The following is a 25,249-nucleotide window of genomic DNA, read 5'->3' on the forward strand; positions in this document are numbered from 1 at the left end:
CAGCATCCCGCCAATCCAACCCCCCTTTTAAGGATCACGCGTGGGTGCTCCCGAGCCTGTCGAAGGGCCGTCACTGGCCTCGCTGCGCCGCTCTCAGCGGACCAGCCGCCGCTTGCCGCGTCGTGCCGCCGCGGGGAGGCGCTCGTTCACCTCGACGCTGCAGGCGCTCGAGCAGCTGGCCGATTCCGGCGCGCAGGTCTCGGTGCACGTCGTCGATCTCGACAGTCACGTGCACGTCCTCTCGGGCGATGACCATGTCACGATGCCGATCGCGGGTCTCGGCGTCGTCCCCCTGCTGATCGAGGTCGCGTCGGCGTTCGAGGCGGGAACCCTCGACCCGCTCGAGATCGTCGAACGCAGCGCCGTCGAATCCGTCTCGAGTTCGGGGCTGTGGCGGCATCTGCACGCTCCCGCGCTCCCTCTCGAAGACCTCGCCGTGCTCGCGGCCACGGCCGGAGATCCGATCGCGGTCAATGCGCTGCTGCAGCGGGTCGGCCACGACCGGGTGCGTGAGCGCATCGAGGCTCTGGGGCTTCGGCGTACGGCGCTCCTCGACCGGTTCCGCGATGAGCGCGGCCCGGATGACGCGCCTCAGGTGGCCGTCGGATCCGCGCGGGAGCTCGCCGGCCTGTTCTCGGCCCTCGTGAACTCTCAGGTGGTCGGCGCCTCGGTGAGCGCTCAGGTGTCGGAGTGGCTCAGCCTCAACCAGGATCTCAGCCTGGTGGCTGCATCGACGGGACTCGACCCGTTCGCGCACGATCACGACGCGCACGGACTGCTGTTCATCAACAAGACCGGGCGCGACCGCGGCGTGCGGGCCGAGGCGGGTGTGCTCGCCGGGCCCCGCGCAGGCGTCGCCTACTCGCTGATCGTGTGCTTCGACGACCTGTCGATCACGCATCGGCTGCGTGCCCACGATGCCTTCCGCGTGCTCGGCGTCGAGCTCATGGAGTACACGCACTGAGCACGGCTGTGCCCGCGCGCGCATCCACTCGCCGGTCTCGCTAGCCTGGGGGCATGCCCCGCCCCGACTGGACCCCGCACCGCCGCGATGACCGCGAGCTGCTCGGGTGGATCCACCCGGAGGGCGACGCATGGGTGGCCGTCGATGTGCTCGGTCGTCCGGCATCCGTTCCCACGGAGTGGCTCGACGCCGAGGCTGCGCTCGAGGAGCGGGGGATCGCGTGGCTCGCGGATCCGTGGATGCTCGAGGGCGAGGCGGATCGACCGCTTCGCGTGCGCATCCTCGAGGTCACCCCTGACGAAGACGGGGTTCCCGGGCGCATCGTGGTGAAGATCGACGATTTCGGCGACGTCACCCGACCACCCGTGCAGCAGTACGTGCTCGACTGGCCGATCCCTGCCCGGCTGCGGCCGCCGACGGAGACCGATCCCGACCCGCGCGTGATGTGATCGCGATCGGGGCGCCGGCTACCCCGGGAACGACGGATGCTGCTCGGCAGCGCGCTGACGAGGGATGAAGAGCGACAGCACCAGGGCGACGATGCCGGCGGCGATCGCCAGCCAGAAGCACACGTCGAACGCGGCGCGAGTGGGGACGGAGACTCCTCCGACGTCGATGCTCATGGCAGCCAGCACCCCGCCCATGACGGCCGAGGCGCTGGAGGTGCCGACCGAGCGGAAGAGCGCGTTCAGTCCGTTGGAGGCACCCGTCTCGTTCGCCGGGACCGACCGCATGATGATCATCGGCATGGCGGCGAAGGTGAACCCGATGCCGACGCCGATCAGCAGGTTCGCGACCAGGATGTGCCAGACCTCGCTCGACCAGAGCAGCACGAACACGTAGGCGAGCACGATCGCCCCGGCGCCGACCGTGAACAGCGGGCGGGGGCCGACCGCCCGCTCCAGCCACCCCGACAGCGGAGAGATCACCATCATCACGAGCCCGGCGGGCATGATGATGAGCGCGGCCGAGACCATGTCGAGCCCGAAGCCCGACCCCGACGAGACCGGCATCTCGAGCAGCTGCGGGAACGTCACGTTCGAGGCGAACAGGGCGAACCCCATGCCGATCGCGGCGATGTTCGTGAAGAGAACGGCAGGTCGCGCGGCGACGCGGAGATCCAGCAGCGGATCCTTCGTGCGCAGCTGGTACCAGCCCCAGATCAGCAGCACGCCGACGCCGCCGATGATGCAGGTGAGGGTCAGCGGAGCGGTCCAGCCCCACTCGGCTCCCCGCGAGACGAACAGCAGGATGCCGGTGAGGCCGATCGCGAGGCCGATCGCGCCGAGCACGTCGAGGCGGCCGGGGAAGCGCAGCACGTCCTCGGGAACCACGAGCAGCACGAGGGCGAGGCCGATCACGCCGAGGCCCGCGGCGAGCCAGAACAGCCAGTGCCAGTCGGCGTTCTCGGCGAGGAGGGCGGCCACAGGCATCCCGATCGCGCCGCCGACGCCCATCGTGGCGCTCATCAGCGCGACCGCAGTGCCCAGGCGTTCGGGAGGCAGCACGTCGCGCATGATCGCGATGCCGAGCGGGACGACGCCGGTGACGGCGCCCTGCAGCGCGCGGCCGATGATGACGCCCACGATCGAGCCCGAGAGGGCGGCGATCAGCGATCCGACGATGAGCAGTCCGAGCAGCACGATCACGACGCGACGCTTGCCGTACATATCGCCGAGGCGCCCCGAGATCGGGGTCGCGACCGCCGCGACGAGCAGCGTGATCGTGACGACCCAGGTGGTGTCTTCGCGAGACGCGTTCAGCAGTCGGGGCAGCTCGGCCTGCAGCGGCACGACCAGCGTGAACATGAACGACGAGCAGAGTCCGGCGAATGCCAGGACTGCGACGATCGCCCACTTCGGAGGTGTTCGGGAGAGTCTGCTGCGCGCGCGATCATCGTTCTCTCCCATCGTTTCAGGCTATCGGCGTTCGGGACACCCGAGGCGCGGGGTGCCCGGACCGGCCGCTCTCAGTCGGCCGGGATGCTGCTCAGCTCACGCCCTTCATGAGTCGCAGCACCGGCTTCACGGCGAAGAGCAGCCCGAGGCCGACGACGATCGCGATGCCGCCGAGGATCGAGAAGTAGGGAACCTCGTTCTTCGGGTCGTAGAACCGCACGAGCCAACCCGAGATCGCGGTGCCCAGGGCGATCGACAGGAAGAACAGTGCGACCATCTGCGTGTGGAAGACCTTCGGTGCGAGTTTCGTCGTGACCGACAGGCCGACCGGCGAGATGAGCAGCTCGGCCACCGTGAACACGAACAGGATGCCGACGATCGCGAGCAGTGGGGTGGAGTTCGCGCCGCCCCCGGCGAACGGCAGGAAGAGCAGGAAGGCGGCGCCCATGATGATCGCGCCGAAAGCGAACTTCACCGGGGTCGACGGCTGGCGCGTGCCGAGGCGCGTCCAGATCGCGGCGAAGACGCCGGACAGGATGATGATGAACACGGGGTTGATCGACTGCACCCACGAGACCGGCATCTCGAAGCCGAAGATGTTGCGGTCGAGGCGCTCGTCCGAATAGACCGTGAGCACGGTGAACTGCTGCTGGTACAGCGACCAGAACGCGACGCTCGTGACGAACAGCGGCAGGAAGGCCCACACGCGCGAGCGCTCGGTGCCGTCGATGCGACGGCTGCTGAGGATCACCGCGAAGTAGGCGACGGCGGCGACGATCGTTCCGACGATCACGATGGTCGACAGGTTGTCGGCCTTGATGACCCCGACGAGCACCAAGACGACGATGACGGCGATCGCCGCCAGCGCGACGATCGCGACCAGCGGATAGCGCGAGGAGGGGAGCGGGTTGGGCACACGCCGGGCCTCGTCGGGCAGGGCGCGGCGGCCGAACGAGTACTGCACGAGTCCGAGCGTCATTCCGATGGCGGCGAGCCCGAAGCCGTAGTGGAATCCGAGCGAGGACTGCAGGATGCCGGTCAGGATCGGGCCGAGGAAGGCGCCGAGGTTGATGCCGAGATAGAAGAGCGAGAAGCCGGCATCCCGACGCGTGTCGTCCGCGCTGTAGAGCGTGCCGACCACCGAGGTCGCGTTGGCCTTGAGGCCGCCGGAGCCGAGGGCGACCAGAACGAGGCCCACGCCCACGCCGACGAAGCCGGGGAGGAGAGCCAGGGCCACGTGCCCGGCGACGATCACGATCGCGCTGAGGAACAGCACCCGCTCCGAGCCGAGCATCCGGTCGGCGATCCAGGCGCCGAGGATGGTGGAGAGGTAGACGGATCCGCCGTACGCGCCGACGATGCCACCGGCGACGGCCTGCGACAGGCCGAGGCCGCCCTCGCTGACCGAGAAGTAGAGGTAGATGAGCAGGATGCCCTGCATGCCGTAGAAGCTGAAGCGCTCCCACATCTCGACGCCGAAGATGTGGACGAGTGCCCAGGGCTGCCCGAAGAACCGCGTGTCGGACTTCTCGGCTGTGGTGTCGCTGGATGCCATCCCCCCACGGTACGCCTCGCCAGCGCATGCATCCCAGACCATTCGCGCCGTGCGATTCCGAAATCTGCGACCAGAGGGGCAGACTGGGGGCGTGCGAACCATCCGTGATCTGGACACCGTTGAACTCATCATCGACGCGCAGGGCCTGCTCGACTCCATCCGTGGACCCGAGCGAGTCATCGACGCGGGAACCCTGCGCGCCCTGCAGCAGTCAGGCAACTACGTGGTCGGCCTCTTCGACGCCGAGGGTGGGGAGGAGCGCATGGTCGGCGCGTCGATCGCCTTCTTCGGTGCGCCGGCCCGCAGGGCCATGCACTCCCACATCACCGCGCTGCTGCCCGAGTACCGCGGCCGCGGCTGGGGTCGTGAGCTCAAGGAGCACCAGCGCCAGTGGGCGTTCTCGCGTGACGTCGGTCGCATCACCTGGACCTTCGATCCGCTGGTCGCCCGCAACGCGCACTTCTTCCTCACGGTGCTCGGCGCCCGCGTGACCGGGTACTCGGTGAACCGTTACGGCATCTTCGGGGGAGGGGATGCAGGCGACGAGAGCGACCGGCTCGACGTCGAATGGGCGCTCGCCGACATCGCGAAGTCCCCGGAATCGGATGCCGTCGTCGAGACGCTCGAGATCCCGGCCGACATCGAGACGATCAGGGTGGACGATCCGGATGCCGCGCATGAATGGCGCACCCGCCTGCGTGCTCAGATGGAGGGACTGCTGGGCAGCGGCCTCACGCTCGCGGGCTTCGACGTCGAGAAGGGCTACCTCTTCACCGCGTGAGCGGCGCAACCTCGAGGGCCGAGGCTCGAGGCTCGGTGCTTCGGGGAACCGGTCGCGGATAGGATTGATGTGCCCGTGATCACGGGCTTTCCCACCGCCGACCATTGGAGCCACCGTGGCCGAACAGTCCCGTCTTGACAAGGTCATCGCCCTCGCCCGCCACCGCGGGTTCGTCTTCCAGGCGGGTGAGATCTACGGCGGTTCGCGGTCCGCATGGGATTACGGGCCCCTCGGCACGGAGCTCAAGGAGAACATCCGCCGCCAGTGGTGGCAGACGTTCGTGCGTGGTCGTGGCGACATGGTGGGCCTCGATTCGAGCATCATCCTGCCCAAGCGCGTGTGGGAGGCGTCGGGTCACGTCGCCACCTTCACCGACCCGCTCGTCGAGTGCCTGAGCTGCCACAAGCGCTTCCGTGCAGACAACCTCATCGAGGACTTCGAGGCCCGCAAGGGCCGCAAGGCCGAGAACGGTCTCGCCGACATCCCCTGCCCGAACTGCGGCACGAAGGGGCAGTACACCGAGCCCAAGGCGTTCTCCGGTCTGGTGAAGACGTACCTGGGTGTCGTCGACGACGAGTCGGGCATGTACTTCCTGCGCCCCGAGACCGCACAGGGCATCTTCGTGAACTTCTCGAACGTGCTCACCGCCAGCCGCAAGAAGCCGCCGTTCGGCATCGGCCAGGTCGGCAAGGCGTTCCGCAACGAGATCACGCCCGGCAACTTCATCTTCCGCACACGTGAGTTCGAGCAGATGGAGATCGAGTTCTTCACTCCGCCCGCCGAGGCGCAGCAGTGGTTCGAGCACTGGGTCGAGGCCTGCTGGAACTGGTTCATCGACCTTGGGATCGACCCCGCGAACATGCGTCAGTTCGACGTCCCCGAAGGCGATCGCGCGCACTACTCGGCCGGCACGATCGACGTCGAGTACCGCTTCGGCTTCACGGGCAAGGAGTGGGGCGAGCTCATGGGCGTCGCCAACCGCACCGACTACGATCTGTCGAGCCACAGCGAGGCGTCGGGCCAGAGCTTGACCTACTTCGACCAGGCCACCGGTGAGCGCTACACGCCGTTCGTGATCGAGCCGTCGTTCGGCCTCACGCGCGCCATGATGGCGTTCCTCGTCGACGCGTATGTCGAGGAGCAGGTGCCGAACGCCAAGGGCGGCACGGACGTCCGCACCGTGCTCAAGCTCGACCCGCGTCTCGCCCCCGTCAAGGCCGCTGTGCTGCCGCTGAGTCGCAACGAGCGACTGTCGCCGTTGGCGCGCGAGGTCGCAGACACCCTGCGCAGCTCGTGGGCCGTCGACTTCGACGACGCGGGAGCGATCGGTCGTCGGTACCGTCGCCAGGACGAGATCGGCACGCCGTTCTGCGTCACGATCGACTTCGACTCCCTCGACGATCGTGCCGTCACGGTGCGTGACCGCGATACCATGGCGCAGGAGCGCGTCTCGATCGACGAGCTGCACCAGTACCTCGCGGATCGTCTCAAGGGCGCGTGAGCACGCGTCCGGAAACTGCACCCGCGCACGTGCTGCGGTCCTCTGCACGTTCTGCGGCCACATCCCTGTGATCGGGCCGCAGAACGTGCGTGAGGCCGCAAAAGCTGCAGGGCAGCCAGCCCATCAGCCGGTGACGGTGAGCTGCACCTGATCGGTGCCGCCGGCCTCGACCCACGCGAGCGAACGCTCGAGGATGCCGCGGAGTGCGTCGAGATCGATCTGCTCCAGGTCCTTGATGTACAGGCATCCGACGCCGGTCGTGTGCGGGCCGAGCGTCGCGAGCGCGCCTGCGTGGGCGTCGACGCCGTCGAACAGGTAGATCGTGGTCGCGGCTTTGCGGGGCGCGAAGCCGAGCAGTCCGCTGTCGCCCTCGGTGCCCGTCGGGTACCGGTAGTGGCAGCTGCCGAAGCCGATGATCGTGCCCCAGGTCTGCGGGTCACGACCGGTGATGTCCTGCATCAGCGCGGTCAGGGTCTCGGCATCCCGACGACGGACGGCGGGACTCGAGCGCGCGATGAGTCCGGCGACGTCATCGCCGGTGGGCTTCATGCCTTCGCCTTCGCCGCCGCCTTCATGGCCTTCTTGTGTTCGCGGACCTTGGTCAGCGATTCGGGCGAGACGATGTCGGCGACGCTGCGGTACGAGCCCTCGACCCCGTAGTCCCCGGCGGCCTCGCGCCACCCCGCGCCGGTGAAGCCGTACTGCTTGCCCAGCAGCGCGAGGAAGATCTTCGCCTTCTGCTCGCCGAAACCGGGCAGCGCTTTGAGCCGCGTCAGCACCTCGGCCCCCGAGGGGTCGCCGTCGGTCCAGATCGCCGATGCGTCGCCGCGCCACTGGTCGACGATGTCCTGACACAGTGCCTGCACCCTGGCGGCCATCGAGCCCGGGAAGCGGTGCACGGCCGGGGTCTGCCGGAACGCCTCGAGGAACATGTCGGGGTCCATGGCGGCGATGGCGGATGCGTCGGCCGCTCCGGTGCGCTGCTCGATCTTCAGGGGTCCCGCGAACGCGGTCTCCATGGGAACCTGCTGGTCCAGCAGCATTCCGACCAGCAGGGCCAGCGGGTTGTCGGTGAGCAGGGAGTCCGCGGCGGTGTCTCCGGTGATGTGCAGGGCCATGAGCTCAGTCTGGCATCTCGGCGCATCGGTTCGGAGGCGGATCCGCTGGCGCCTGCGGCCCCTGTGTCGAGTCCATCTCGCCCGCCCCGGAGAAAGCGCAGCCCCTCAGTTCTGGGGGATGTGGGATGCCGGATGGAGGTCGCCCTCACGCAGGAAGTTAGCCTGACGATCATCTCTGCCGAACGTCGAAAGGCCCCCATGTCCGATCTCCCCCGGCCCACGCGCGCCACACGCCTCGCCCTCGCCGTCTCCGGCGCCGCAGGCATCCTGTTCGGTGCGGCGATCCTCGTCTGGCCGACGAAAGCCGCCGTCGCCGTCGCCGCCCTCATCGCGGTGTACGCCATCGTGGCGGGTCTCATCTATCTCGGAATCGGCATCTTCGGGAAGGAGCTCGGCGCCGGCGGACGAATCGGTCACGCCGTGCTCGGCGTGCTCTATGTCATCGCGGGTGCGTTCACGTTCAGCGAGCTGACTCGCTCTGCCGCGTTCCTCGCCCTGTTCCTGACCATCCTCGTCGGCACGATGTGGATGATCGAGGGATTCACCGCCCTCCTCTCCATCGGGAAGACCCGATCGGGTGCCCTCACGGTGGTGTTCGCCGTCCTGTCGATCATCGCCGGGTTCACCCTGCTGAGCAGCCCGCTGTGGGGAGCGGTGTTCCTCTGGTGGTTCCTCGGGATCGCGCTGGTCGTGCTCGGAGCGTTGAATGCCGGCCGTGCGCTGATCGGAAAGGCGTGACCATGGCGACGGATTCGTTCGCCGGCCCCGTCGACTACCTCGTCTTCTCGTTCCCCGAGAGCGCCCCCGTCGGCGCGGGGCTGCAGGCGGTCCTGGATCGCGTCCGAGCGGGCGCCATCGAGATCCTCGATCTGGAGGTCGTCGCCCTGGACGCCGACGGGCGCCCGCGGCTTCTCGCGCTGGAGGACCTCGTCGACACCGGGGGAGTCGACCTGACCTCCTTCGTCGGGGTGAGCTCGGGCATCCTCGATCAGGATGATCTGAGCGTCATCGCCGCCGACCTCCACCCGGGGTTCTTCGCCCTCGTGATCATCTATGAGGACCGCAGTCTCGCTGTGGCTGCGGCCGCATTCGCTCAGGCCGGCGGGGCCGAGGTCCTCGCCGGCGGCATCGTCATCTCCGACCTCGACACCGCACTCGAAGGATCCTAGACATGTCACTGCTTCGCACCGCCGCGCGGGCATCCGTCGCGACTCGAGTCATCGGCAACACGCACCGACGCCAGCAGCAGAAGTGGGCGGCACAGGACTCCGCGTCATCGACCGCGCCGCCGCCGGTACCCGCCGCGGCCGCACCGGCCGCACCGGTACCGGCGGTGCCTGCCGCGTCTGCGTCTCCGGCACGAGCCACATCAGAGCTCATCGATCAGCTCACGAGACTCGGGGAACTCCGCGATGCCGGGATCCTCACCGATGCCGAGTTCGACGCGCAGAAGCAGCGGCTGCTCGCGGCGTAGCGAGAACCCCGAGAAATGAGGGTAGGCGCAGCCGAGGCCCGCGGAACAGAATGTCCTGGGTGGCGGTCGCCAGGCTCCACCCGTGCGGATGGCCTTCACCCCTCGGGGTGACGGCGACCGAAGGACTCGACCCGTGGATCCCCGCCGTGCGTCGAGCGCTTCGAGAAGATTCGCACTGCAGTTGCCGTGAGCGCGCGGGGGGCGCGTGTGCGGCAGGCTTGTCCCTGGCCTCCCCCCAGGGACAAGCCGCTCGAGACTGCCAGCACCGAGCGCACGGCGGCGCCCGGGGCTCGCGCGTGGTGCCGCGTCACCCGATTCGTTGAGGTCGGTCGTCCACTCTGATGCTGCGCGGGTCCTCGCCTGCACCGGTGAGCACCACGGTGATGATGCCGGGAGCCCGCGGATCGGAGGAGATCACCACGGTGCCTGCGGTCGACGTCGCGAGGAGCGCGGAGAGCTCCCGAGCCGCCCCGAGTCCGACCGGGCGTTCTTCCGGCCCGAAGATCGCCCCCACCAGGACGCTGACTCTGACGCCTCGTCGTCTCGCGGCATCGAGCGCGTCGATCACGAGCGGATGCTGCAGCGAGGGCGACCTGATGCGATCGCGGATCGACCCTTCGAGCGCGGTGATCTCGGTGCGGAACGCGGGATCGAGCGGACGGCCGACATGCAGCTCGGTGAGTGATCCGCTCGCCTCGCGCCTGACGCGTTCGACGTCGTTCCGGTATGTCGCCGCGGCATCCTTCGCGATCGCAGCCCGCAGTGCGCTGCGCGCCGCCTCCGAGCGGTGCACCTGCTCGCGGGCGACCGCCGACCGCAGCAGGAAGTGCCAGGCGAGTCCCGTGCATGCGGTCATGACCGGTGTCGCAGCGAGCCCGAGACCACTGTCGAGAGGTCCGTCGGCGCTCACAGCCCACAGGACGAAGACGAGAGCTTGGACCGCGTTGCCGGTGACGCCCCAGACGACGTTGCCCCTGGCGATCATGAGACCGAGCAGATAGGCGGGGAATGCGGCGAGCCAGGCGCCGTCGGGCACCGCCGGAAGCAGCATCGGAGCCACGGTCACCCCCAGCGCGATGATCCAGAGAGCACATGCCCGACCTGTGTCCAGTGCTCCGCCCTGCGGGTAGGTCAGGATGATCGCCCCGATGAGCAGCGCGGCGTACGTCGCGATCGCGCCGACGTGGAGCGGGGCGAACGCGCCGTCGATGATCCCGGATGCCACCCCGCATCCCCAGACGAACAGGAGAGCGAGGCGGGCAGCGGTCGTGTTCAGGCCCGCCGCGCCCACGCCGCGATCGTCGACGCGGTTCAGGGGGTCCACGACATCACCACTTCCGTTCCCACGCCGACGGTCGAGGTGACGGTGCCGAGCCCGGACACCCCCTCCATCCGCGCGATGATGCTGCTCTGCACGCCCATCCGCCCCTCGTTCATCGACTGCGCGTCGAACCCGCGTCCGTCGTCGCGGACGATGACCCTGATCCGCCCGTCGCGCACGAGCACATCGACCTCCACCGTGGTCGCCTGAGCGTGGACGGCGACGTTCCGAGCCGCTTCCGAGGAAGCGTCGGCGATCTGTGCGACCACATGCCCGGGGATGGGGGGACCCGACACGTCGATCGACCACTCGGCGCCGCGGACGAAACGCGCGACCCGCGCGCGCAGGAGTCGCGGCACTTCGCCGGGTGACGTCGGTGCGGCATCGGACGTGGCGCGCGACTCGGAGAGCACCGCCAGCGCATTCCCGGCCTCGTTGCGGAGAACCTCGGGGGGATCACCGTGGAAGAGCAGGGCGGCGTTCATCACCGACAGGACCTCGTCGTGCACGAAACGGCCGAACTCCTCCTGCCCCGCGGCATGCGCCGCCGCGCGGGCACTGCTTTCGGCGGCGGCGCGTGCATCCTGTTCCGCGGTGCGGAACCGGGTCAGCGCGGCACGGATGCCGATGAAGATCACGACGAATGCGAGGTTGCTCAGGTGGATGGGGGTCGCCGCTGCCACATCGAGGGGCACCTCGCCGGTGAAGATCCACGCCGACACTGCGACAGTGCACCCGGCCACGAGCGACGTGGCCACCGCGAGCGCGGGTCGCAGGACGAGCACGAGCATGGCGACGGCGGTCGGCTCCAGCTGCCATACCCACGGCACGACGGGCTCCGAGCCGCGATACGCGGTGAAGGAGAGCAGCTGCAGTGCGATCACCGTGGCGGGCAGCACCACCCAGAGCATCCGCAGCACGGCCGAGGGCAGCCACCAGCCCGCCAGCGCCATCGCCACGAAACCGATCGCGCACAGGACTCCGGCCGCGTTCCACCAGAGGTCGAAGCCCGCACGCTGTTCGACGAACGCAGGCAGTACGGCACCGAGGATGAGCACCGCCGAGCCGATCGTGATCAGAAGGCTCACCTGACGATCGGTCCGGGAGACGGTCGACATTCAGGCCTCCGGATCCAGCAGTCCATCCTCCACAGCACGGCGGAAGAGGTCCACCTTCGTGGTCGCAGGGCGTCCGGCTGCCGCATACTTCCCGCGGACGCGCTTCACATGATCGATGACTGTCGCCGGAGACAGGAACAACCGGGCGGCCACCCGTTCGGCCGTCTCACCAGCCGCGTACATCGCCAGCACTTCGCTCTCCCGCGCGGTCAGCATGGCGTCGACGAAGTCCGTGTCCCGTGTGAGCGCCGATGCCCAATCCGCGCTGGCGACCGTCTCGCCCGCCAGCGCGGCTCTCACCGCCGCGACGATCGTGTGGGGCAGCTCGGACTTTCGGAGCATCCCGATCGCGCCTGCCGCGGCCGCTTCACGGATCAGGTGCGGACGGTCTCCGACCGTGTACGCGAGCACGGGGGCGCCCGTCGCGGCGAGCAGCTCCATATTCGTCGTGGGGGTGGATCCGTCAGCGAGAGTGAGATCCAGCAGGATCAGGTCGAAGGCGGGGGCGCCGCGCAGCAGGGTCGGAACGCTCGGGGCCGACACGATGACTCGCATCCCCTCGTGAGCGTTGACGATGGAGGACACTCCGAGCACGATCGCGGGATGGTCGTCGACGATCCCGATGCGTGCGGTCACTGATGAGTCCTTGACATCCCTGAACTCTCCCAGAGCGCCCACGCCCAGTGGGGAGGCCCGCCGCGGAATATCGGCTAGCTGCGCCGCGCACGCGGTTGTACAGTGACAGCGTGCTGAGAGATTCCTCGCCGATGCTGCGTGAAGCACCGGGAAACGCAGAGCGACGCCGCCTTGCCATGCTGATACGTGCGGCGATCGTGCGAGGAGATTTCACGGACGGGAAGATCCCGTCCGAACCCACCCTCATGCGCGACTACGGAGCCAGCCGTGCCGTGGTGCGTGACGTGCTGCAGCAGCTCGCGGAGACACGGGTGGTGAGCAGGACCCACGGTGTGGGCACACACGTCGATGTCGGTTCGATCTTCGACTTCTATCAGTTCCACGGGGTCGACGTGATCCCGGAGCAGTCCACCTATCCGCGGGTGATCGACCGCTCGGTGGTCGACACGCCTCCGGTGGCGCACGAGCGGATGCCGGACTGCGGCCCGCAGGTGCTGCGGATCGAGTACGTCGCCGCTCACGGAGACTTCGCGAGCACCGTGTCGACGAACTATTTCGTGATCCCCAAAGCTGCACGCCTGGAGGAGGTGGAGTTCGGACACAACATCTACCAGTTCCTGCACAACGGCGGCGTGAAGCTGTCTTCGTCCGAGTTCATCCTCGGAGCCATGCTGGCCGATGAACCCACGGCGGTCCGGCTGAGCGTGCTGCCGGGAGCGCCCCTGCTCAGCCTGGAACAGGTCATGTACGACGAAGAGGGCATCCCCGTGTGCTTCTCGACCGTGGCGCTGCGCGCCGACCGGGTGTCGTTCTTCTCCCGCGTCGCCCGTGGCGGCGGTCACGCCCTGCGATCAGCGGACGACGTGATCGATCCGCTCGAACCCCGGCGGGTCTGAGAACCAGGGCCGAGGTGCCCGCGGCGAGGAGCCCGAGGAAGGGCCACGGCCAGAGCGAGGCCGAGGCCGACGAGCAGGACGACGATCGCGCTCCACGGAACGGCGGGTGCCGTCCCCGACGAGGGAAGCTCGACGATCTCCGGAGAGACGGCGGCCATGTCGACGCGTTCGGCGCGCACCAGCAGACGGTGCGTGTTCACACCCGTAGGCGTGCAGGTGAGCAGAGTGATGTAGTCCTCACCCGCGACCTGGCGAAGGTCGGCACCGTCATCGGGCAGCACCGTCTTCGTCTGATCCACGCGATACGCGAGGGTTTCGCCGGCCACATCGATGAGGATGGTGTCGCCGATCTTCAGCTCGTGCAGGCGAGTGAACAGTGTCGCCTCCGGGAGGCCGGAATGCCCGGTGAGCACGCTGTGCGTGTCCGCGCCGCCCACAGGGAGGCTCGACCCGTACAGGTGCCCGATGCCGCGAGCGAGGGTTTTCTCCTCCGTGCCGTGATAGACCGGCAGATCGACGTCGATCGCGGGCACGCGGATGCGCGCGATCGGTGCGTCAGCGCTCAGTGAGAGCTGCTCGAGGTACTCGTCGCGGCCGGCCTCGACATCGACGGCGTCACCATTCGGGTCGAGGGTGAACGGGTCTCGCAGCGGGCCACCAGGGAGGCGCTCGTTGTAGTCATGGGCCGAGTCGAGGACGGTCTCCCGCTCTGACGAGGCCGTGTCGGAGACGGTCTGGGCATATCCCGAGAGCGTCGTCGCGTGAGTCAGATCGGTGATCCAGGTCGCTGCCGACGGGTAGGCGATCATCCCTGATCCGACGAGGATGACGCCTGCGACGACGACGTTGAGCACGGACCATCGCCGCGCGACTGCCCGGCGTCGATCCCGGTCGAGCGCAGGCGGCGGCTGCGCCGGGCCCTGCGTGTCGAGGGTGTCGATCATGAGTGTCCTCCGAAGTGAGAAACGGGGGCGGTCCTGGGAAGGTGGACCGCCCCCAGGATGATCCGGTCGGAGCCGGCTCATCCTTCACGAGGTGGCGGCCCGGGGAGAGTGGGCCGCCACCCCGAAGGCGGCGGTGTGGGGACTCCGCCGTCTCGGGTGGGTCAGATGCTGCGACGACGCTTCACGACGAGGAACACGACACCACCGGCGATGAGGCCGATGCCGGCCAGATAGAGGAGACCGGTACCGGTGCCACCGGTGAACGGCAGCTGGAAGCCGCCGTTGTGAGGCACGTTGATGACGGTCAGATCGATTCCCGCGGCCGTGGTGGCGGCGGTGATGGTGAACTCGATAGGCTCGGCGAGAAGCTCGTAGCCGTCGGGCGCCTGCACCTCGACCAGGTAGTACTGGAGGTAGCCGGCGTCACCGGGAGCGACGGTCGCGCCGTTGGCGAAGTCGCTGTAGCGCAGCCCCGCGATCGTCAGCGTGCCGTCGGCGTTCACCACTTCGAAGTCGGTCGCACCGGCGAGGGTCACCGGGTTGGTCTGTGCTGCGGCATCGGCGGCGGAGGTGTACACCTGGAACACGGCGCCGGTGAGGGCGGCACCGCCCTGGCCCACCTTCTCGATGGTGAGACCGCCCCAGCGGGTCTCGACCTCGGGGGTGACAGTGGGCCCACCGGGCTCGCCGGGGTCGATGTCGAAGCTGGGGAGGTTCGGGTAGACCAGCGCCTGGTTGGCGATCTCGCCGACGGTGTTGACGGTGGTGACGATGTCGACGACGACGCTCGTCGTGTTGTGCGCTGCGAGGATCGCCCGGCCGGCGGCCGTGAACTCGACGGTGACCGTGTTCGTGGCCGCATCGTGGGTGATCGCGTAGTCGACGCCCTCGGCGATCGTGGTGCCGTCGGCGAGAGTGACGACCGTGGCGACATAGTCGAGCTTCACGTCGAGAACGTCGACGATCTTGAAGCCGTCGATCGGATCGACATTCGGGATGTCGGCGGTGATCGTGAACGTCACCTCGTCGCCGAGCTGAACGGCGTCCGCATCTTCGACGGTCTTCGTCGCGGTCGTGACCGCGTTCTTCGGGTAGACGTGCACGTCGTAGAGCCAGTTGTCGAGGTTCGTCGGGTCCGTCAGCGGGACCGAGATGAGGAACGGAGCGGACGGCGTCACACCGGCCGGGAAGTCCGTCTCCTCCACGAGATACAGGCCCACGGGGAGGCCCGTGAAGGTCGCTTCGCCCGCGGCATCCGTCACCAGCGTGGACCCAGCGGCGAGCGCGTGACCTGCACCCGTGATCGATCCTTCAGGGTCGGCGGCGTCGAAGACGCCCGAGAGGGCCGACGCGTCGGTCCAGCCGCTGTTGGTCGACAGATCGATGCCCGTGACCTGGCGCACCTGGAACTCGATGCCCGGCAGCGGGGTGAGACCGGCGGTGTCCACGGCCGTGCCGTTGTTCGGCAGGCCCGACGGTGTGTCGGGTGCTTCCAGCTTGTGGATGGTGATCGAGCCGATGGCGTCGGGATCGACCAGCGGAGCCGCTGCCGCGGGTGCCGCGAGGCCGAGCCCGAGCAGTATCGCCGCGGCGCTCGCCGCGAGTACGGCACGCGTGCCGCGCCGGGCCGGAGTGATTGTCTTCATGTTCTTTCCCTCTGTTCGGGTTTCTTGGTTCGGGTTTCTTGGTTCGGTATCTGGTGGTGCTGAGCGGGGATCACCCGCGGTGATCGCGTGCGACCGCGGAGGCGGCGCGGTGTCGCCTCCGGAGAAGCGCGACGCCCGCCGCGGTGCCGGAGAGAAGGAGCACCAGCCCGATGAGGTGGATCCAGACGGTTCCGGGGCCTCCCGCTTCGGGCAGGTCGAGGGCGGGGAGATCTTCGATGCGGATGGTGCGGATGCCGTCGACATCCACCAGCTGTGCATTCGTCGACGCCGGTGCTCCGAGCGTGATGGTGCCGTCGCCGGACACGGTGAAGGGCACCCGTTCGGCGAGAAGGGCGAACCCGTCGAGCGCCCGGGTCTCCTCGAGCCAGTACGAGCCGGCTGTGAGAGTGACGTCGCGGAACAAGCCGGTGACGGGAGCACCGGCCGACTCGGCCGCGGGCACCGCGTCGACCACGGGAGTGCCTCCGACGGCCGCCGAGAAGATCGCCCATTGGGAGCCGTCCATCGGCACCACGTCACCGTTCGATGCCTCGCCGACCTTCTGGATCTGCACGGGAGTAGGGGTGATCTGCGAGGTGGTGCAGGCGTCGTCGCACGGTTCCGGGGCGATCGGACTTCCTGGAGTGCCCGCGGTGCCGGTGACGATGTTCGTCAGCGTCGCCGACCAGGCGTCTTCGTCGACCACGACCGCATACGTGAGGGTCGCCGTCGCTCCGACCGGGAGGGTGAAGGGGCCGGCGGTCAGTATCGATCCGAGTGGATCCGCGACGGCAGAGGCCGCTCCGCCGTCGATGACGAGCTGCGCCGATCCGGATGCGAACGTCGCATCGTCCACGACCTCCGAGAGGTCATCGGTCACTGTGACTCCGGCGATGTCGACGGTCGCGTCACTCGTGACGGTGACGCTGTAGGTCACCCGGTCACCGGGGGTGACGACCGCTCCCGCGTCGAGCTCCACCCCGTCGACCGACGCCGTCTTCGCGAGCGACCAGGTGAAGACGGGCTCGACTCGCACCGTGGCCGTCGCCTGGTTCGACTTCACCTGGCGTCCGTCGGGCGAGATCCCGGCCGCTGTCGCCGTGTCGTCGATGCGACCGTGGGCGACGTCGGCGTCCGTCGCCAGGTACGTGCCGGTGCACACCGTGCTCGCCCCGGGGTCCAGTGCGGTCACCGGGCATGTGGGGCCTGAGGTGAGCGCCCCCGCCGGTGCCGCCTGCACGTCGGTCACCGCGATGCTCGTGATGCGGACGTCGGAGATGTTCGTCACCGTGAACTCGTAGGTGACCTGCTGGCCGGGGCCGGTGATGACGGCGGGTGTCGGCGTCTTGGCGATCGTCAGGCCGACGCACTCGCCGGCATCCTGGACTGCCGACGCGCCCCAGAAGGGCTGTCCACCGGTCAGCACGGACGTGTAGGCGAGCCGCGCCGTGCTCGAGGCCGTCGGCAGCGTCGTCAGTGAGATCCGATTGATCTGACCGCTGGGCGCCGCCATGAAGAAGTTCCCGCCCGACTGTGCACCGCCCCACATGGTGGGCACCGTCCCGATCTGCGTCATCGACCCGTTCGGATGGATCCGATAGACGCGCGAGTCCACCAGCTCCCCGCTCAGGGGGCGGGCACCGAACGCGAGGATGTCCCCGTCGGGCAGGACGGTGAAGTCGCCTGCCGAGCTGATCTGACTGGGGAACTGGGTCCACAGCGTCGTGGCCCCGGTACGGACATCCAGCTTCCAGATCGACCGCGACGCATATGATCCGACCAGCAATGTGTTGGTGTCCAGTGCCGCCAGGGCGTTCAGGCTGTAGTTGGTCGCGCCGCCACCGGGTACGTTGTCCTGGGTCAGCAGCGGACCGGTTATCGGGAGCGACGCCAGCTCCGCGCCCGTCACGGGGTCGATCGTCCTCAGTATCGGCGCAGCGGCGAAACCGTGGTCGTAGTCGACTCCGTAGAGTGTGCTGCCGTTGCTGCTCCATGCGATGTCGCCGTACTCGCGCACCAGCGGTGCGGAGGACAGCTCGGAGAAGTTCGTCGGGCTGTACTGCTTCAGCTCGCCCGCCGTGTTCACCCAGATCGGAACCGCGACGCACGGTGTGAGGTCGACGAAGGACACCGAGGCGCAGGCCGGCGGATTGATGCCCACCGGGTTCGCGATGTTCGCCGCGCAGTTGGCGTAGACGCCAGCCGACGACGAGGTGACGTCGACCGTGATCGTGCACGACGCCTGTCCGGTCTCGAGCCGGCCGCCCGTGACGGTGACCGTTCCGCTTCCGGCGGGTGCCGTCACGGTGGCGCCGCAGGTGCCGCCGACGTTCGCGGGGTTCTTGATCACCAGACCCGCGGGGAGAGCATCGGCGAAGCTCCATCCGATCTTCGCCGCGAGATCGTCGGTGTTCGTCACGCTGAGCGTGAGTGTCGAGGTGCCGCCGACCCCGAGTCGAGACGGCGAGAAGGCCTTGTCCAGCTGAGGTGTGGCATCGAGCAGTCGGATGTTGTCGAAAGCGGCGTCATTGCCTTCGGTGGCGCCGGTGTCGTTGCGCATGATGATCTGAGAGCCGTTCACCTGTGATGGCGTGAGAAGCAGTGATCCACTCGACGTGAAACGTCCGGCGGCCACATAGTCCCCGCCCCCGCCCCAGCCTCCGGTGAGAATCGGGGAGGTGTAGTACCGCGCTCGCGGGTCTGTGCACGCCCTGATCGGGCCGCCGGAGGTCAACGGCTGCTCGGTCGCTCCCACCTTCAACGAGAAGCGCAGCCGTGAGTTGTTGACGCCGCCCTGATACGTGCACGACACCTCGGCCACATCGACGGAGGCGGTGTAGAACCGGGTCCCGGCGGGCGTCAACGCGAGCGGCGAGGTCTGGAACTGGATCTGGCTCGCAGCGCCCGCGGCGCTCGCCGTGTACGCGGCGACAGCGGTGTTCGCGCGCGTCGCGGCCGTCGAGCCGTTCGCAGGGCTCGCGGTGGATGTGCTTCCGACCACGCCCGCCCCCACCTGACCGAGCACATCGGCCATGCGTCGCACGTTGTTGCGCACGTTGGTGATGTTGCCGTCGACGCAGAACCCGCCTTCGGGCGAGACTGCCGGGAACACGGTGCCCTCATAGCGGAGCAGCACGCCGTTGCACTGGTCCTCCCGCAACCAGAAGGGAGCAGCGGTGTGGGTCTGCCCGGCGACGCCGACGTAGTCGACGAGTCGAGTCGACGTCGCCCCCTGTCCGACGTCGAAGGTCTCGTGCAGGGTCGCGGTCGGCGCAGACGGCGTTCCCGGAGTCCCTGGCGCGGCGGCCGCCTGTTCCGCGGGTGCGATCATCCCGGTGAGCGTGATGATCCCGATGATCATCGCCACGACCGCGGATGCGGCGGTGAATCGACGTGCGGCCGTCGCCACGACGCGTGAGCGAGCGTTGTCCATGGTTCTCTCCCCAGTTGCGATCGAGCTCGGTGGTGCCGGCTGTCACGATCGAGCTGAAGCTACCCACCGCGCCCTGACCGCGGAAAGAGCGCTGTGATTGCGCATCGGTTACGCCGGGTTCTTCCGCGGTTTATCAAGGTGATCCGTGCTGATCCGCCGATTTCGGCCGCTGTTGCGCGACCTCTGCGCGGACGTCTGAGGGCTTGCGGCGGGGATGCCGCCGCACCGCGAACTGCCCCTGCGCCGCTCCGGTTTCCGCCGAGCCTGTGCCAGTTTGCGCCTGCCCGTGATGTACGCCCGTCTCCGTCGTCTTCCATGTGAAAGGGACTGTGAGACGCGTGTGTCGTCTCCGGTGCCGGAGGCCGCGGTCCGCGGTCATCGAGGAGAGCTGAAGGAGCGTCATGTCAGTGCGTGGAAGAACGGTGCACCGCCTCGGAGCGGTGCTGGGAGTAGCAGCAGTGGGGCTGACGAGCGTGTTCGTCGCGTCGGCCGCTCATGCTGCCCCGCAGGACTTCGGCAACATCGATGCCGATCGAATCGGATCGCTCACGGTGCACAAATATCTGCACCAGGTGGGCGACGTCGAGGGCGACATCAGTGCTCCGCCCGCCGCGGGCGACTTCACCGACCCGGTCGCGGGCGTCGTGTTCACGGCCTACCCCCTGCTGCAGGGCGGGGTGCCGCTCGACCTCTCCATCGCCACGAACTGGGACGGTCTCGAATCCCTGAGCGCGGGTGCTGCGTGCACGGCTCCCGCCGGATTCGCACTCGGTACCGGCATCCCGTTCGATCCGACCGACGCACAGGGCGCTGCCACCGTGGCGCTCGCCGTGGGTGCCTACCAGGTGTGCGAGACCGAGGCCCCGGCGCAGATCGTCGACCGTTCGGCGCCGTTCATCGTCACGATCCCCACGCCGTTCGAGGACGGCTGGGTCTACGACGTCCACGCCTACCCCAAGAACGGCGCGGGCGAGATCGTGAAGACGATCCAGCCGCAGCAGGACACGGGCCTCGGCGCGGTCGTGCGCTTCCCCGTGACCGTGCCGGTGCCGACGAGCACCGACGTGTGGACCGGATTCGCGATTCGGGACACGCTCGACGCCAGGCTCGCTCCTGTCGCGGCCGCCGACGTCGCCGTGACAGTCGCCGGCGCTCCTCTCGACCCGGCGTACTACACCGTCACGACGGCGGGCCAGCAGGTCACCATGAACCTCACCGCCGCAGGTCTGGCCTGGTTGAATCAGGGCCCCAACGCCCAGGCGGGCTCAGAGCTCACAGTGACGTTCGCCGGCACCGTGGTCGAGGTCGGCGACGGCACGATCCTCAACGAGGCCGAGCTCTGGACCAACAACCCGGGCTTCGACCCGGCCGTGCGCCCACCGCTGCCCTCCAACGAGGTCGAGACCCACTGGGGCTCGCTCGAGATCCTCAAGCGCGCGAGCAGCACCACCGGAACAGAGGGTCTTCTCGCGGGTGCGGCATTCGAGGTCTACAACGCCGTCGATCCCTATGCGGCCGACTGCACGACGGCGGTCGCCGCCGGCGGACCGATCTCGGTCGACGGCGCGACGACCTTCACCTCTGCGACCGGTGGGCTGATCTCCATCCCGGGCCTCTTCGTGAGTGACAGCGAGAACCCCGCGATCGATGCGCTCCAGCGCTGCTACGTGCTGAAGGAGACTGCGGCGCCTGCGGGATACGTGCTGCCGTCCGATCCGTTCACCGGCGTCACCGTGGTCACCGGCGAGACGACGACGGCGGACAACGCCGACATCGTGAACACGCAGCAGGGTGTACCGGGCCTGCCCCTCACAGGTGCCAACGGGCAGCTCATCCTGATCACGGCCGGAGTGGGTGCCGCGATCGTCGTGATCGGGCTCGTGCTGATGAAGCGGCGCCGCGAGCTGGCTGCTGCCGAGTAGGCGCACGCCACCGACGGGGCGGTGCTCGAGCGGCGCCGCCCCGTCGTCACCTGCTGTGCACGATCGCACACGAGACCGGTCTCGCGAGAGGGGCCGGTCACCCGGGGAGGAATCACAGATGTACACGAGTCTTCGCGCACTCGACCATACGGCACCGAGCCGACGGCGATGGGGCATCGTTCGACACGCGTCGATCATGACCGCGCTCGTGCTCGTCATCGGATCGGCAGTCGTCGGCATGGGAGGCGCGTCCGCGTCCGCGTCGACGACCACCGCACCCTCTCCCGATTCGACCACGGTCTCGGAGGGCGGCGAAACCGACGCCGCAGTCGGCGCGGATGACGCGTCCGTCGCTCCTGAGACCGACCAGACAGGCTCCGTCGCGCTCCCGCCACTCCCCGGCACCGACGCGACGGAGCCGCTCGCCGCGCTGCCGACGGATCTCGGCATCAGCCCGATGGCGGTGCCGGTCCCGCCGGCGGGCTCGGCGGTGATCACGGTGAAGGTCGGCGGTGATCGGCTCGCCGACGGCACCGTGAAGGGCCTTGCCGGTGTGCGACTCGCGCTCCACGCCCCTGGCACGGCGACGACCAGTGTCGCCGGCGGCACCCCTGTTCAGGGTGTCGCCGGGACGCGACACCCCACGGCGTGGTCGTGGACGGGCTGTGTCTCGGACGCTGACGGTGATTGCAGTTTCATCGTCCCGGTCCGCGCCGGCACGATCTCGATCACGGGCGCTCCCCAGGACACTCGATTCTGGATCGTGCAGGAGTCCGCTCCTGCGGGCTGGTATTCGAACCCGACCATGCGTGTCGGAGGGCTCGGCGCGACGCCGGACTACTCCTGGCAGTACAGGTTCCGCACCGACACGGAGCTGCGGGCAGGGGTCGTCTACAGCTCCACCGCTCCCATGCCGTGGACCGACCCCGCCGTCTCCGCAGATCCGGACCGATTCTTCTTCCGCAATCGTGGCGACAGCAACGTCGAAGGCTCGTACTCGTCGAACGTGACGCGCACGACCGGCATCTGGAGCCAGTCCAGGACCAATCCGGTGTTCCCGGCCTCCTGCGACATCGACATCGCGCTCATCGGAGACACCTCCGCGTCGCTGGGTCTGGACGGCATAGCCGAGATGAAGGCGACGATGACGGCATTCGTCGACGCTTTCCGCGGCACGCAGACACGCATGGCCGCCTTCTCGTTCTCGACCGACACTCCCGGGCTGCAAGCCTCGAACCACCCCGCGCTGCTCCCGGTCACCACCGCCGCTCAGGCGAGTGCCTTCACCGCGCAGTACGCCAACTGGTTCCCCGCCGGCGGAACGAACTGGGATGCGGGGTTCGCTGTCGCGGCCAACGCCGCACCGCACTACGATCTGGCGATCCTTCTCACCGACGGCAATCCCACCGCTCGCCGCGGCAACACGCAGTCCGCTGCAACGGCCTTCAACTCGCTGGGCGACGTCGACGCCGGCGTGTTCTCGGCGAACCAGCTGAAGGCCGAAGGCACGCGCGTGATCGCGCTGGGAGTCGGGCCTGCTCTCACGACCACGAGCGAGAGCAATCTGCGTGCGGTGTCCGGCCAGACCCTCAACTCCGACTACTACCGCGCGGCCAACTTCGCCGATGCCACTGCGGCGCTTCGCGCCCTCGCAGGAGCGAACTGCCAGGGCACTCTCGGTGTGCAGAAGATGATCGTGCCGTCCGGGGGCACCATCGCCGACGCGACTCCGGCGCCTGCGGGATGGCGGTTCGACGCGACGAGCGTCTCCACAGCCGTCGCGGTCAACGCTCCTGCGACGCAGGTCACGGCCGCAGGCGCCGACGGCAAGGTGGATTTCGGTCTCACCTTCCCGTCCACGCCGTCGACCGGCTCCGTGCAGGTTCTCGAGACGCAGCAGGCGGGGTACTCGCTCGTGCCCGTCGGCGCCGGCGCCGCGGCACGGAACGCCACCTGCGTGAACGTCGAGACCGGGGCAGCAGTCGCAGTCACCAATGCCGGAACCACGGCACAGCCGGGGTTCCGCGTCGACGCGCTCAAGAATCAGCGCATCGAGTGTCGGATCTACAACCGGGCTCCGGCGCCCGGCAACCTCGTCGTGGAGAAGGCATCGACGCCGCCATCGGGGGCCACCGTCACGCCCGGGCAGTCGATCTCCTATACGCTCACGTTCCGCAACACGGGTGGATTGCCGGTCGCCGTCGATCAGGAGGATGTCCTGACCGGAGTGCGCGACGACGCGGACCTGTTCGGCCTGATCACGGTGCAGCCCCCGCTGTCCGTGGTGCTGAATCCCGCGGGAGACCGCCTCCGCGTCACCGGCACCCTTCCCGCCGGGGCGACGGCGACTCTGACGTACTCGGTGAGGGTGAAGAATCCGCAGACAGCGTCGGGCGACCATGTGCTGCGCAACGCCGTCGTGCCCACGGGGCAGCAGCCGCCGCAGACGTGCACGCCACCGGCCCCCTGCACGGTGCACCCGGTGGTCGTCACTCTGGCATGGAACAAGGTCGACCTCGCGGGAGATCGGCTCTCCGGAGCCGAGTGGACGCTCACGCCCTTCAGCGCTCCCGGGGTCCTCGACCCGAGCAAGACGGTCACCGTGGTGGACTGCATCGCGGCGAACGCCGCGGCCTGCACCGGCAGAGACGTCGATCCGGCAGCGGGACAGTTCCTGGTCTCGTCGCTGACCCCGGGCTCATACCGACTCATCGAGACGAAGGCGCCCGCCGGTTACCTGCTGCTCGAGGACCCGATCGACATCGCCGTTCTCGCGAACGTCGTGTTCGGGGACATCGAGAACGAGCAGGTGTCGGTGCCCGGGATCCCGCTGACCGGAGGTCTGGGCAGTCTCGGGTTCGCCGTCGCGGCCGGGGGACTCGGTGTGCTCGCCGCGGGCGGTGCGTGGCTGAAGCGCCGCCGGATGCTCTCACGATGAACAGAAGCCGCGCGAGGGGGTGGAGGCCGGGAGGCTTCACCCTCTCGATCGCCGCGGTCGCACTCGGGGGACTGGTCGCCGGTCTCTACCCGATGACGGCCCAGTGGGTGAGTTCCTACAACCAGTCATTGGTGGTCGACGACTACCACGCGTCGATCCATTCGACGGATCCCTCAGCCGCTGAACAGCTCCGCCAGGCGCGCGCCTACAACGACGCACTCAGCGCGGGCGCCGTGCGCATCGAGCGCAACGGCAGTCGTCCGGTGAGCGACGGTGCGACTGCAGGATCAGGCTTCGACTACGACAGCATCCTCGCCGCCTCGCCCGACGGGCTGATGGGACGGGTGCGCATCCCGAGTATCGATGTCGATCTTCCGATCTACCACGGGACGAGCGATGCGGTACTCGCACGGGGCGCGGGGCATCTCGAAGGCTCGCACTTCCCGATCGGCGGAGGGGGGACGCGTGCGGTGATCACAGCACACCGCGGTCTCGCGGACGCACGGATGTTCACCGATCTCGACCGCGTCCAGACAGGGGACACGTTCACTCTCGAGGTGTTCGACGAGGTCCTCACCTACCGGGTCATCGAGACGACGGTGATCGAGCCGAGCGAGGCGGAGACGGTGAGAGCTGTGCCGGGAGAAGACCTGGTCACGCTGATCACGTGCACGCCTCTCGGGATCAACACGCATCGGATCGTCGTGACGGGCGAACGCATCACGCCCACTCCGACGCGTGACATCGAGGCGATGGCGGAGTCTCCTGACGTTCCGGGGTTCCCGTGGTGGATCCTCTGGGCCGTGGCCGGCGCGCTGGGCGTCGGCGCGTATGTCGTGCATCAGGGGTTCGCCGATGCGCGTCGGACCCAGGCGCGGAGTGCTCGTGCGAGCGGCAGCGGGGAGTCGCGATCGGCCCACCCAGAGAACTGAGGGTTTAGGTCGTCGAGGCTTCAGCGCCCACCGCGCCCGTCATTAGCATCAGGCCAGCCGCATCCATCGTCGCCGATCGCGACAGCAGTGAGCACGTGCCGCGCGCAGCGGTGTGGAGTAGGGGGAGGAAGATCGTGCGACGATCCGTCCCCCGTTCGTCCTCGTCGTTCAT

At 68.6% G+C, this 25,249-nt stretch carries 21 protein-coding genes; 11 read left to right on the forward strand and 10 right to left on the reverse strand.

The window, feature by feature from the left end; genetic code table 11:
• The first annotated feature begins 40 nt into the window (after positions 1-40).
• Positions 41-964 (forward strand): serine hydrolase, encoded by a 924-nt coding sequence (locus ACQ4LY_RS07130; RefSeq protein ID WP_431075322.1) that lies wholly within the window; start codon positions 41-43, stop codon positions 962-964.
• A 53-nt stretch (positions 965-1,017) separates the two neighbouring features.
• A complete protein-coding gene (locus ACQ4LY_RS07135) occupies positions 1,018-1,413 on the forward strand; it encodes a hypothetical protein (RefSeq protein WP_431075323.1) in 396 nt (131 codons plus the stop codon).
• A gap of 18 nt (positions 1,414-1,431) precedes the next feature.
• Here the strand turns inward: ACQ4LY_RS07135 and ACQ4LY_RS07140 are convergent, their stop codons facing one another.
• Positions 1,432-2,874 carry an MFS transporter gene (locus tag ACQ4LY_RS07140; protein ID WP_431075324.1) on the reverse strand — a complete coding sequence of 481 codons (1,443 nt, stop codon included), beginning with the start codon at positions 2,872-2,874 and terminating at the stop codon, positions 1,432-1,434.
• A gap of 79 nt (positions 2,875-2,953) precedes the next feature.
• A complete protein-coding gene (locus ACQ4LY_RS07145) occupies positions 2,954-4,417 on the reverse strand; it encodes a peptide MFS transporter (protein WP_431075325.1) in 1,464 nt (487 codons plus the stop codon).
• A gap of 91 nt (positions 4,418-4,508) precedes the next feature.
• Between ACQ4LY_RS07145 and ACQ4LY_RS07150 the strand changes: the two genes are divergently transcribed.
• Both ACQ4LY_RS07150 and ACQ4LY_RS07155 read left to right on the forward strand, forming a co-directional pair.
• On the forward strand, positions 4,509-5,198 hold the full coding sequence (locus tag ACQ4LY_RS07150; RefSeq protein WP_431075326.1) for a GNAT family N-acetyltransferase: 690 nt from the start codon (positions 4,509-4,511) through the stop codon (positions 5,196-5,198).
• Positions 5,199-5,313: 115 nt separating this feature from the next.
• Positions 5,314-6,699 (forward strand): glycine--tRNA ligase, encoded by a 1,386-nt coding sequence (locus ACQ4LY_RS07155; protein ID WP_431075327.1) that lies wholly within the window; start codon positions 5,314-5,316, stop codon positions 6,697-6,699.
• A 123-nt stretch (positions 6,700-6,822) separates the two neighbouring features.
• Here ACQ4LY_RS07155 and ACQ4LY_RS07160 read toward each other — a convergent pair whose 3' ends face one another.
• Positions 6,823-7,248 carry a DUF1801 domain-containing protein gene (locus ACQ4LY_RS07160; RefSeq protein WP_431075328.1) on the reverse strand — a complete coding sequence of 142 codons (426 nt, stop codon included), beginning with the start codon at positions 7,246-7,248 and terminating at the stop codon, positions 6,823-6,825.
• Positions 7,245-7,817: an HhH-GPD-type base excision DNA repair protein gene (locus ACQ4LY_RS07165; RefSeq protein WP_431075329.1), complete on the reverse strand. Its 573-nt coding sequence runs from the start codon at positions 7,815-7,817 to the stop codon at positions 7,245-7,247. The genes ACQ4LY_RS07160 and ACQ4LY_RS07165 overlap by 4 nt, the downstream gene beginning before the upstream one ends.
• A gap of 198 nt (positions 7,818-8,015) precedes the next feature.
• On the opposite strand from ACQ4LY_RS07165, the gene ACQ4LY_RS07170 reads away from it, so the two are divergent.
• Genes ACQ4LY_RS07170 through ACQ4LY_RS07180 form a run of 3 tightly spaced genes read left to right on the forward strand, consistent with a single transcriptional unit; the run spans position 8,016 to position 9,291 of the window.
• Positions 8,016-8,555, forward strand: coding sequence for a DUF308 domain-containing protein (locus ACQ4LY_RS07170; protein ID WP_431075330.1), 540 nt, complete (start codon positions 8,016-8,018; stop codon positions 8,553-8,555).
• Positions 8,556-8,557: 2 nt separating this feature from the next.
• Positions 8,558-8,986, forward strand: coding sequence for a hypothetical protein (locus ACQ4LY_RS07175; RefSeq protein WP_431075331.1), 429 nt, complete (start codon positions 8,558-8,560; stop codon positions 8,984-8,986).
• 2 nt (positions 8,987-8,988) lie between these two features.
• Positions 8,989-9,291, forward strand: coding sequence for an SHOCT domain-containing protein (locus ACQ4LY_RS07180; RefSeq protein WP_431075332.1), 303 nt, complete (start codon positions 8,989-8,991; stop codon positions 9,289-9,291).
• Between the two features lie 307 nt (positions 9,292-9,598).
• Here the strand turns inward: ACQ4LY_RS07180 and ACQ4LY_RS07185 are convergent, their stop codons facing one another.
• From ACQ4LY_RS07185 to ACQ4LY_RS07195, 3 genes are read right to left on the reverse strand one after another with little or no spacing between them, the layout of a single operon-like run.
• The gene (locus ACQ4LY_RS07185; RefSeq protein WP_431075333.1) at positions 9,599-10,615 is read right to left on the reverse strand and encodes a hypothetical protein; all 1,017 of its coding nucleotides are present in this window, start codon (positions 10,613-10,615) and stop codon (positions 9,599-9,601) included.
• A complete protein-coding gene (locus ACQ4LY_RS07190) occupies positions 10,603-11,730 on the reverse strand; it encodes a sensor histidine kinase (RefSeq protein ID WP_431075334.1) in 1,128 nt (375 codons plus the stop codon). Before ACQ4LY_RS07190 ends, ACQ4LY_RS07185 begins: the two co-directional genes overlap by 13 nt.
• A complete protein-coding gene (locus ACQ4LY_RS07195; protein ID WP_431075335.1) occupies positions 11,731-12,366 on the reverse strand; it encodes a LuxR C-terminal-related transcriptional regulator in 636 nt (211 codons plus the stop codon). It abuts the gene before it with no gap.
• A 110-nt stretch (positions 12,367-12,476) separates the two neighbouring features.
• Between ACQ4LY_RS07195 and ACQ4LY_RS07200 the strand changes: the two genes are divergently transcribed.
• Entirely contained in the window at positions 12,477-13,262 is a 786-nt protein-coding gene (locus tag ACQ4LY_RS07200) for a GntR family transcriptional regulator (protein WP_431075336.1), read from the forward strand.
• On the opposite strand, the gene ACQ4LY_RS07205 is transcribed toward ACQ4LY_RS07200, so the two are convergent.
• The 3 genes from ACQ4LY_RS07205 to ACQ4LY_RS07215 all read right to left on the reverse strand — a co-directional run bounded on the left by ACQ4LY_RS07205 (position 13,205) and on the right by ACQ4LY_RS07215 (position 19,285).
• Positions 13,205-14,206 carry a class C sortase gene (locus ACQ4LY_RS07205; protein ID WP_431075337.1) on the reverse strand — a complete coding sequence of 334 codons (1,002 nt, stop codon included), beginning with the start codon at positions 14,204-14,206 and terminating at the stop codon, positions 13,205-13,207. The genes ACQ4LY_RS07200 and ACQ4LY_RS07205 overlap by 58 nt on opposite strands.
• 161 nt (positions 14,207-14,367) lie before the next feature.
• Positions 14,368-15,852, reverse strand: a complete 1,485-nt coding sequence (locus ACQ4LY_RS07210; RefSeq protein ID WP_431075338.1) for a SpaH/EbpB family LPXTG-anchored major pilin — start codon at positions 15,850-15,852, stop codon at positions 14,368-14,370.
• Positions 15,853-15,922: 70 nt separating this feature from the next.
• Positions 15,923-19,285, reverse strand: coding sequence for a DUF7507 domain-containing protein (locus ACQ4LY_RS07215; protein ID WP_431075339.1), 3,363 nt, complete (start codon positions 19,283-19,285; stop codon positions 15,923-15,925).
• 401 nt (positions 19,286-19,686) lie between these two features.
• Here ACQ4LY_RS07215 and ACQ4LY_RS07220 point away from each other — a divergent pair, with 401 nt between their 5' ends.
• The 3 genes from ACQ4LY_RS07220 to ACQ4LY_RS07230 all read left to right on the forward strand — a co-directional run bounded on the left by ACQ4LY_RS07220 (position 19,687) and on the right by ACQ4LY_RS07230 (position 25,077).
• Positions 19,687-21,207, forward strand: coding sequence for a SpaH/EbpB family LPXTG-anchored major pilin (locus tag ACQ4LY_RS07220; protein ID WP_431075340.1), 1,521 nt, complete (start codon positions 19,687-19,689; stop codon positions 21,205-21,207).
• 196 nt (positions 21,208-21,403) lie between these two features.
• Positions 21,404-24,145 carry a VWA domain-containing protein gene (locus ACQ4LY_RS07225; protein WP_431075341.1) on the forward strand — a complete coding sequence of 914 codons (2,742 nt, stop codon included), beginning with the start codon at positions 21,404-21,406 and terminating at the stop codon, positions 24,143-24,145.
• Complete coding sequence (locus tag ACQ4LY_RS07230) at positions 24,142-25,077, forward strand: class C sortase (RefSeq protein WP_431075342.1); 936 nt, start codon at positions 24,142-24,144, stop codon at positions 25,075-25,077. The genes ACQ4LY_RS07225 and ACQ4LY_RS07230 overlap by 4 nt, the downstream gene beginning before the upstream one ends.
• Positions 25,078-25,249: the final 172 nt, after the last annotated feature.

It is taken from the genome of Microbacterium phyllosphaerae, from assembly GCF_050628115.1.
Classification (GTDB): Bacteria; Actinomycetota; Actinomycetes; order Actinomycetales; family Microbacteriaceae; genus Microbacterium; species Microbacterium phyllosphaerae_A.

What these genes read in the sequence shown, in the direction of transcription:
- ACQ4LY_RS07135 (WP_431075323.1), top strand. Translation starts at nt 1,018, where the DNA reads ATGCCCCGCCCCGACTGGACCCCGCACCGCCGCGATGACCGCGAGCTG.
- ACQ4LY_RS07140 (WP_431075324.1), bottom strand. Translation starts at nt 2,874, where the DNA reads ATGGGAGAGAACGATGATCGCGCGCGCAGCAGACTCTCCCGAACACCT.
- ACQ4LY_RS07145 (WP_431075325.1), bottom strand. Translation starts at nt 4,417, where the DNA reads ATGGCATCCAGCGACACCACAGCCGAGAAGTCCGACACGCGGTTCTTC.
- ACQ4LY_RS07160 (WP_431075328.1), bottom strand. Translation starts at nt 7,248, where the DNA reads ATGAAGCCCACCGGCGATGACGTCGCCGGACTCATCGCGCGCTCGAGT.
- ACQ4LY_RS07165 (WP_431075329.1), bottom strand. Translation starts at nt 7,817, where the DNA reads ATGGCCCTGCACATCACCGGAGACACCGCCGCGGACTCCCTGCTCACC.
- ACQ4LY_RS07170 (WP_431075330.1), top strand. Translation starts at nt 8,016, where the DNA reads ATGTCCGATCTCCCCCGGCCCACGCGCGCCACACGCCTCGCCCTCGCC.
- ACQ4LY_RS07175 (WP_431075331.1), top strand. Translation starts at nt 8,558, where the DNA reads ATGGCGACGGATTCGTTCGCCGGCCCCGTCGACTACCTCGTCTTCTCG.
- ACQ4LY_RS07180 (WP_431075332.1), top strand. Translation starts at nt 8,989, where the DNA reads ATGTCACTGCTTCGCACCGCCGCGCGGGCATCCGTCGCGACTCGAGTC.
- ACQ4LY_RS07190 (WP_431075334.1), bottom strand. Translation starts at nt 11,730, where the DNA reads ATGTCGACCGTCTCCCGGACCGATCGTCAGGTGAGCCTTCTGATCACG.
- ACQ4LY_RS07205 (WP_431075337.1), bottom strand. Translation starts at nt 14,206, where the DNA reads ATGATCGACACCCTCGACACGCAGGGCCCGGCGCAGCCGCCGCCTGCG.
- ACQ4LY_RS07210 (WP_431075338.1), bottom strand. Translation starts at nt 15,852, where the DNA reads ATGAAGACAATCACTCCGGCCCGGCGCGGCACGCGTGCCGTACTCGCG.
- ACQ4LY_RS07215 (WP_431075339.1), bottom strand. Translation starts at nt 19,285, where the DNA reads ATGGACAACGCTCGCTCACGCGTCGTGGCGACGGCCGCACGTCGATTC.
- ACQ4LY_RS07220 (WP_431075340.1), top strand. Translation starts at nt 19,687, where the DNA reads ATGTCAGTGCGTGGAAGAACGGTGCACCGCCTCGGAGCGGTGCTGGGA.
- ACQ4LY_RS07225 (WP_431075341.1), top strand. Translation starts at nt 21,404, where the DNA reads ATGACCGCGCTCGTGCTCGTCATCGGATCGGCAGTCGTCGGCATGGGA.
- ACQ4LY_RS07230 (WP_431075342.1), top strand. Translation starts at nt 24,142, where the DNA reads ATGAACAGAAGCCGCGCGAGGGGGTGGAGGCCGGGAGGCTTCACCCTC.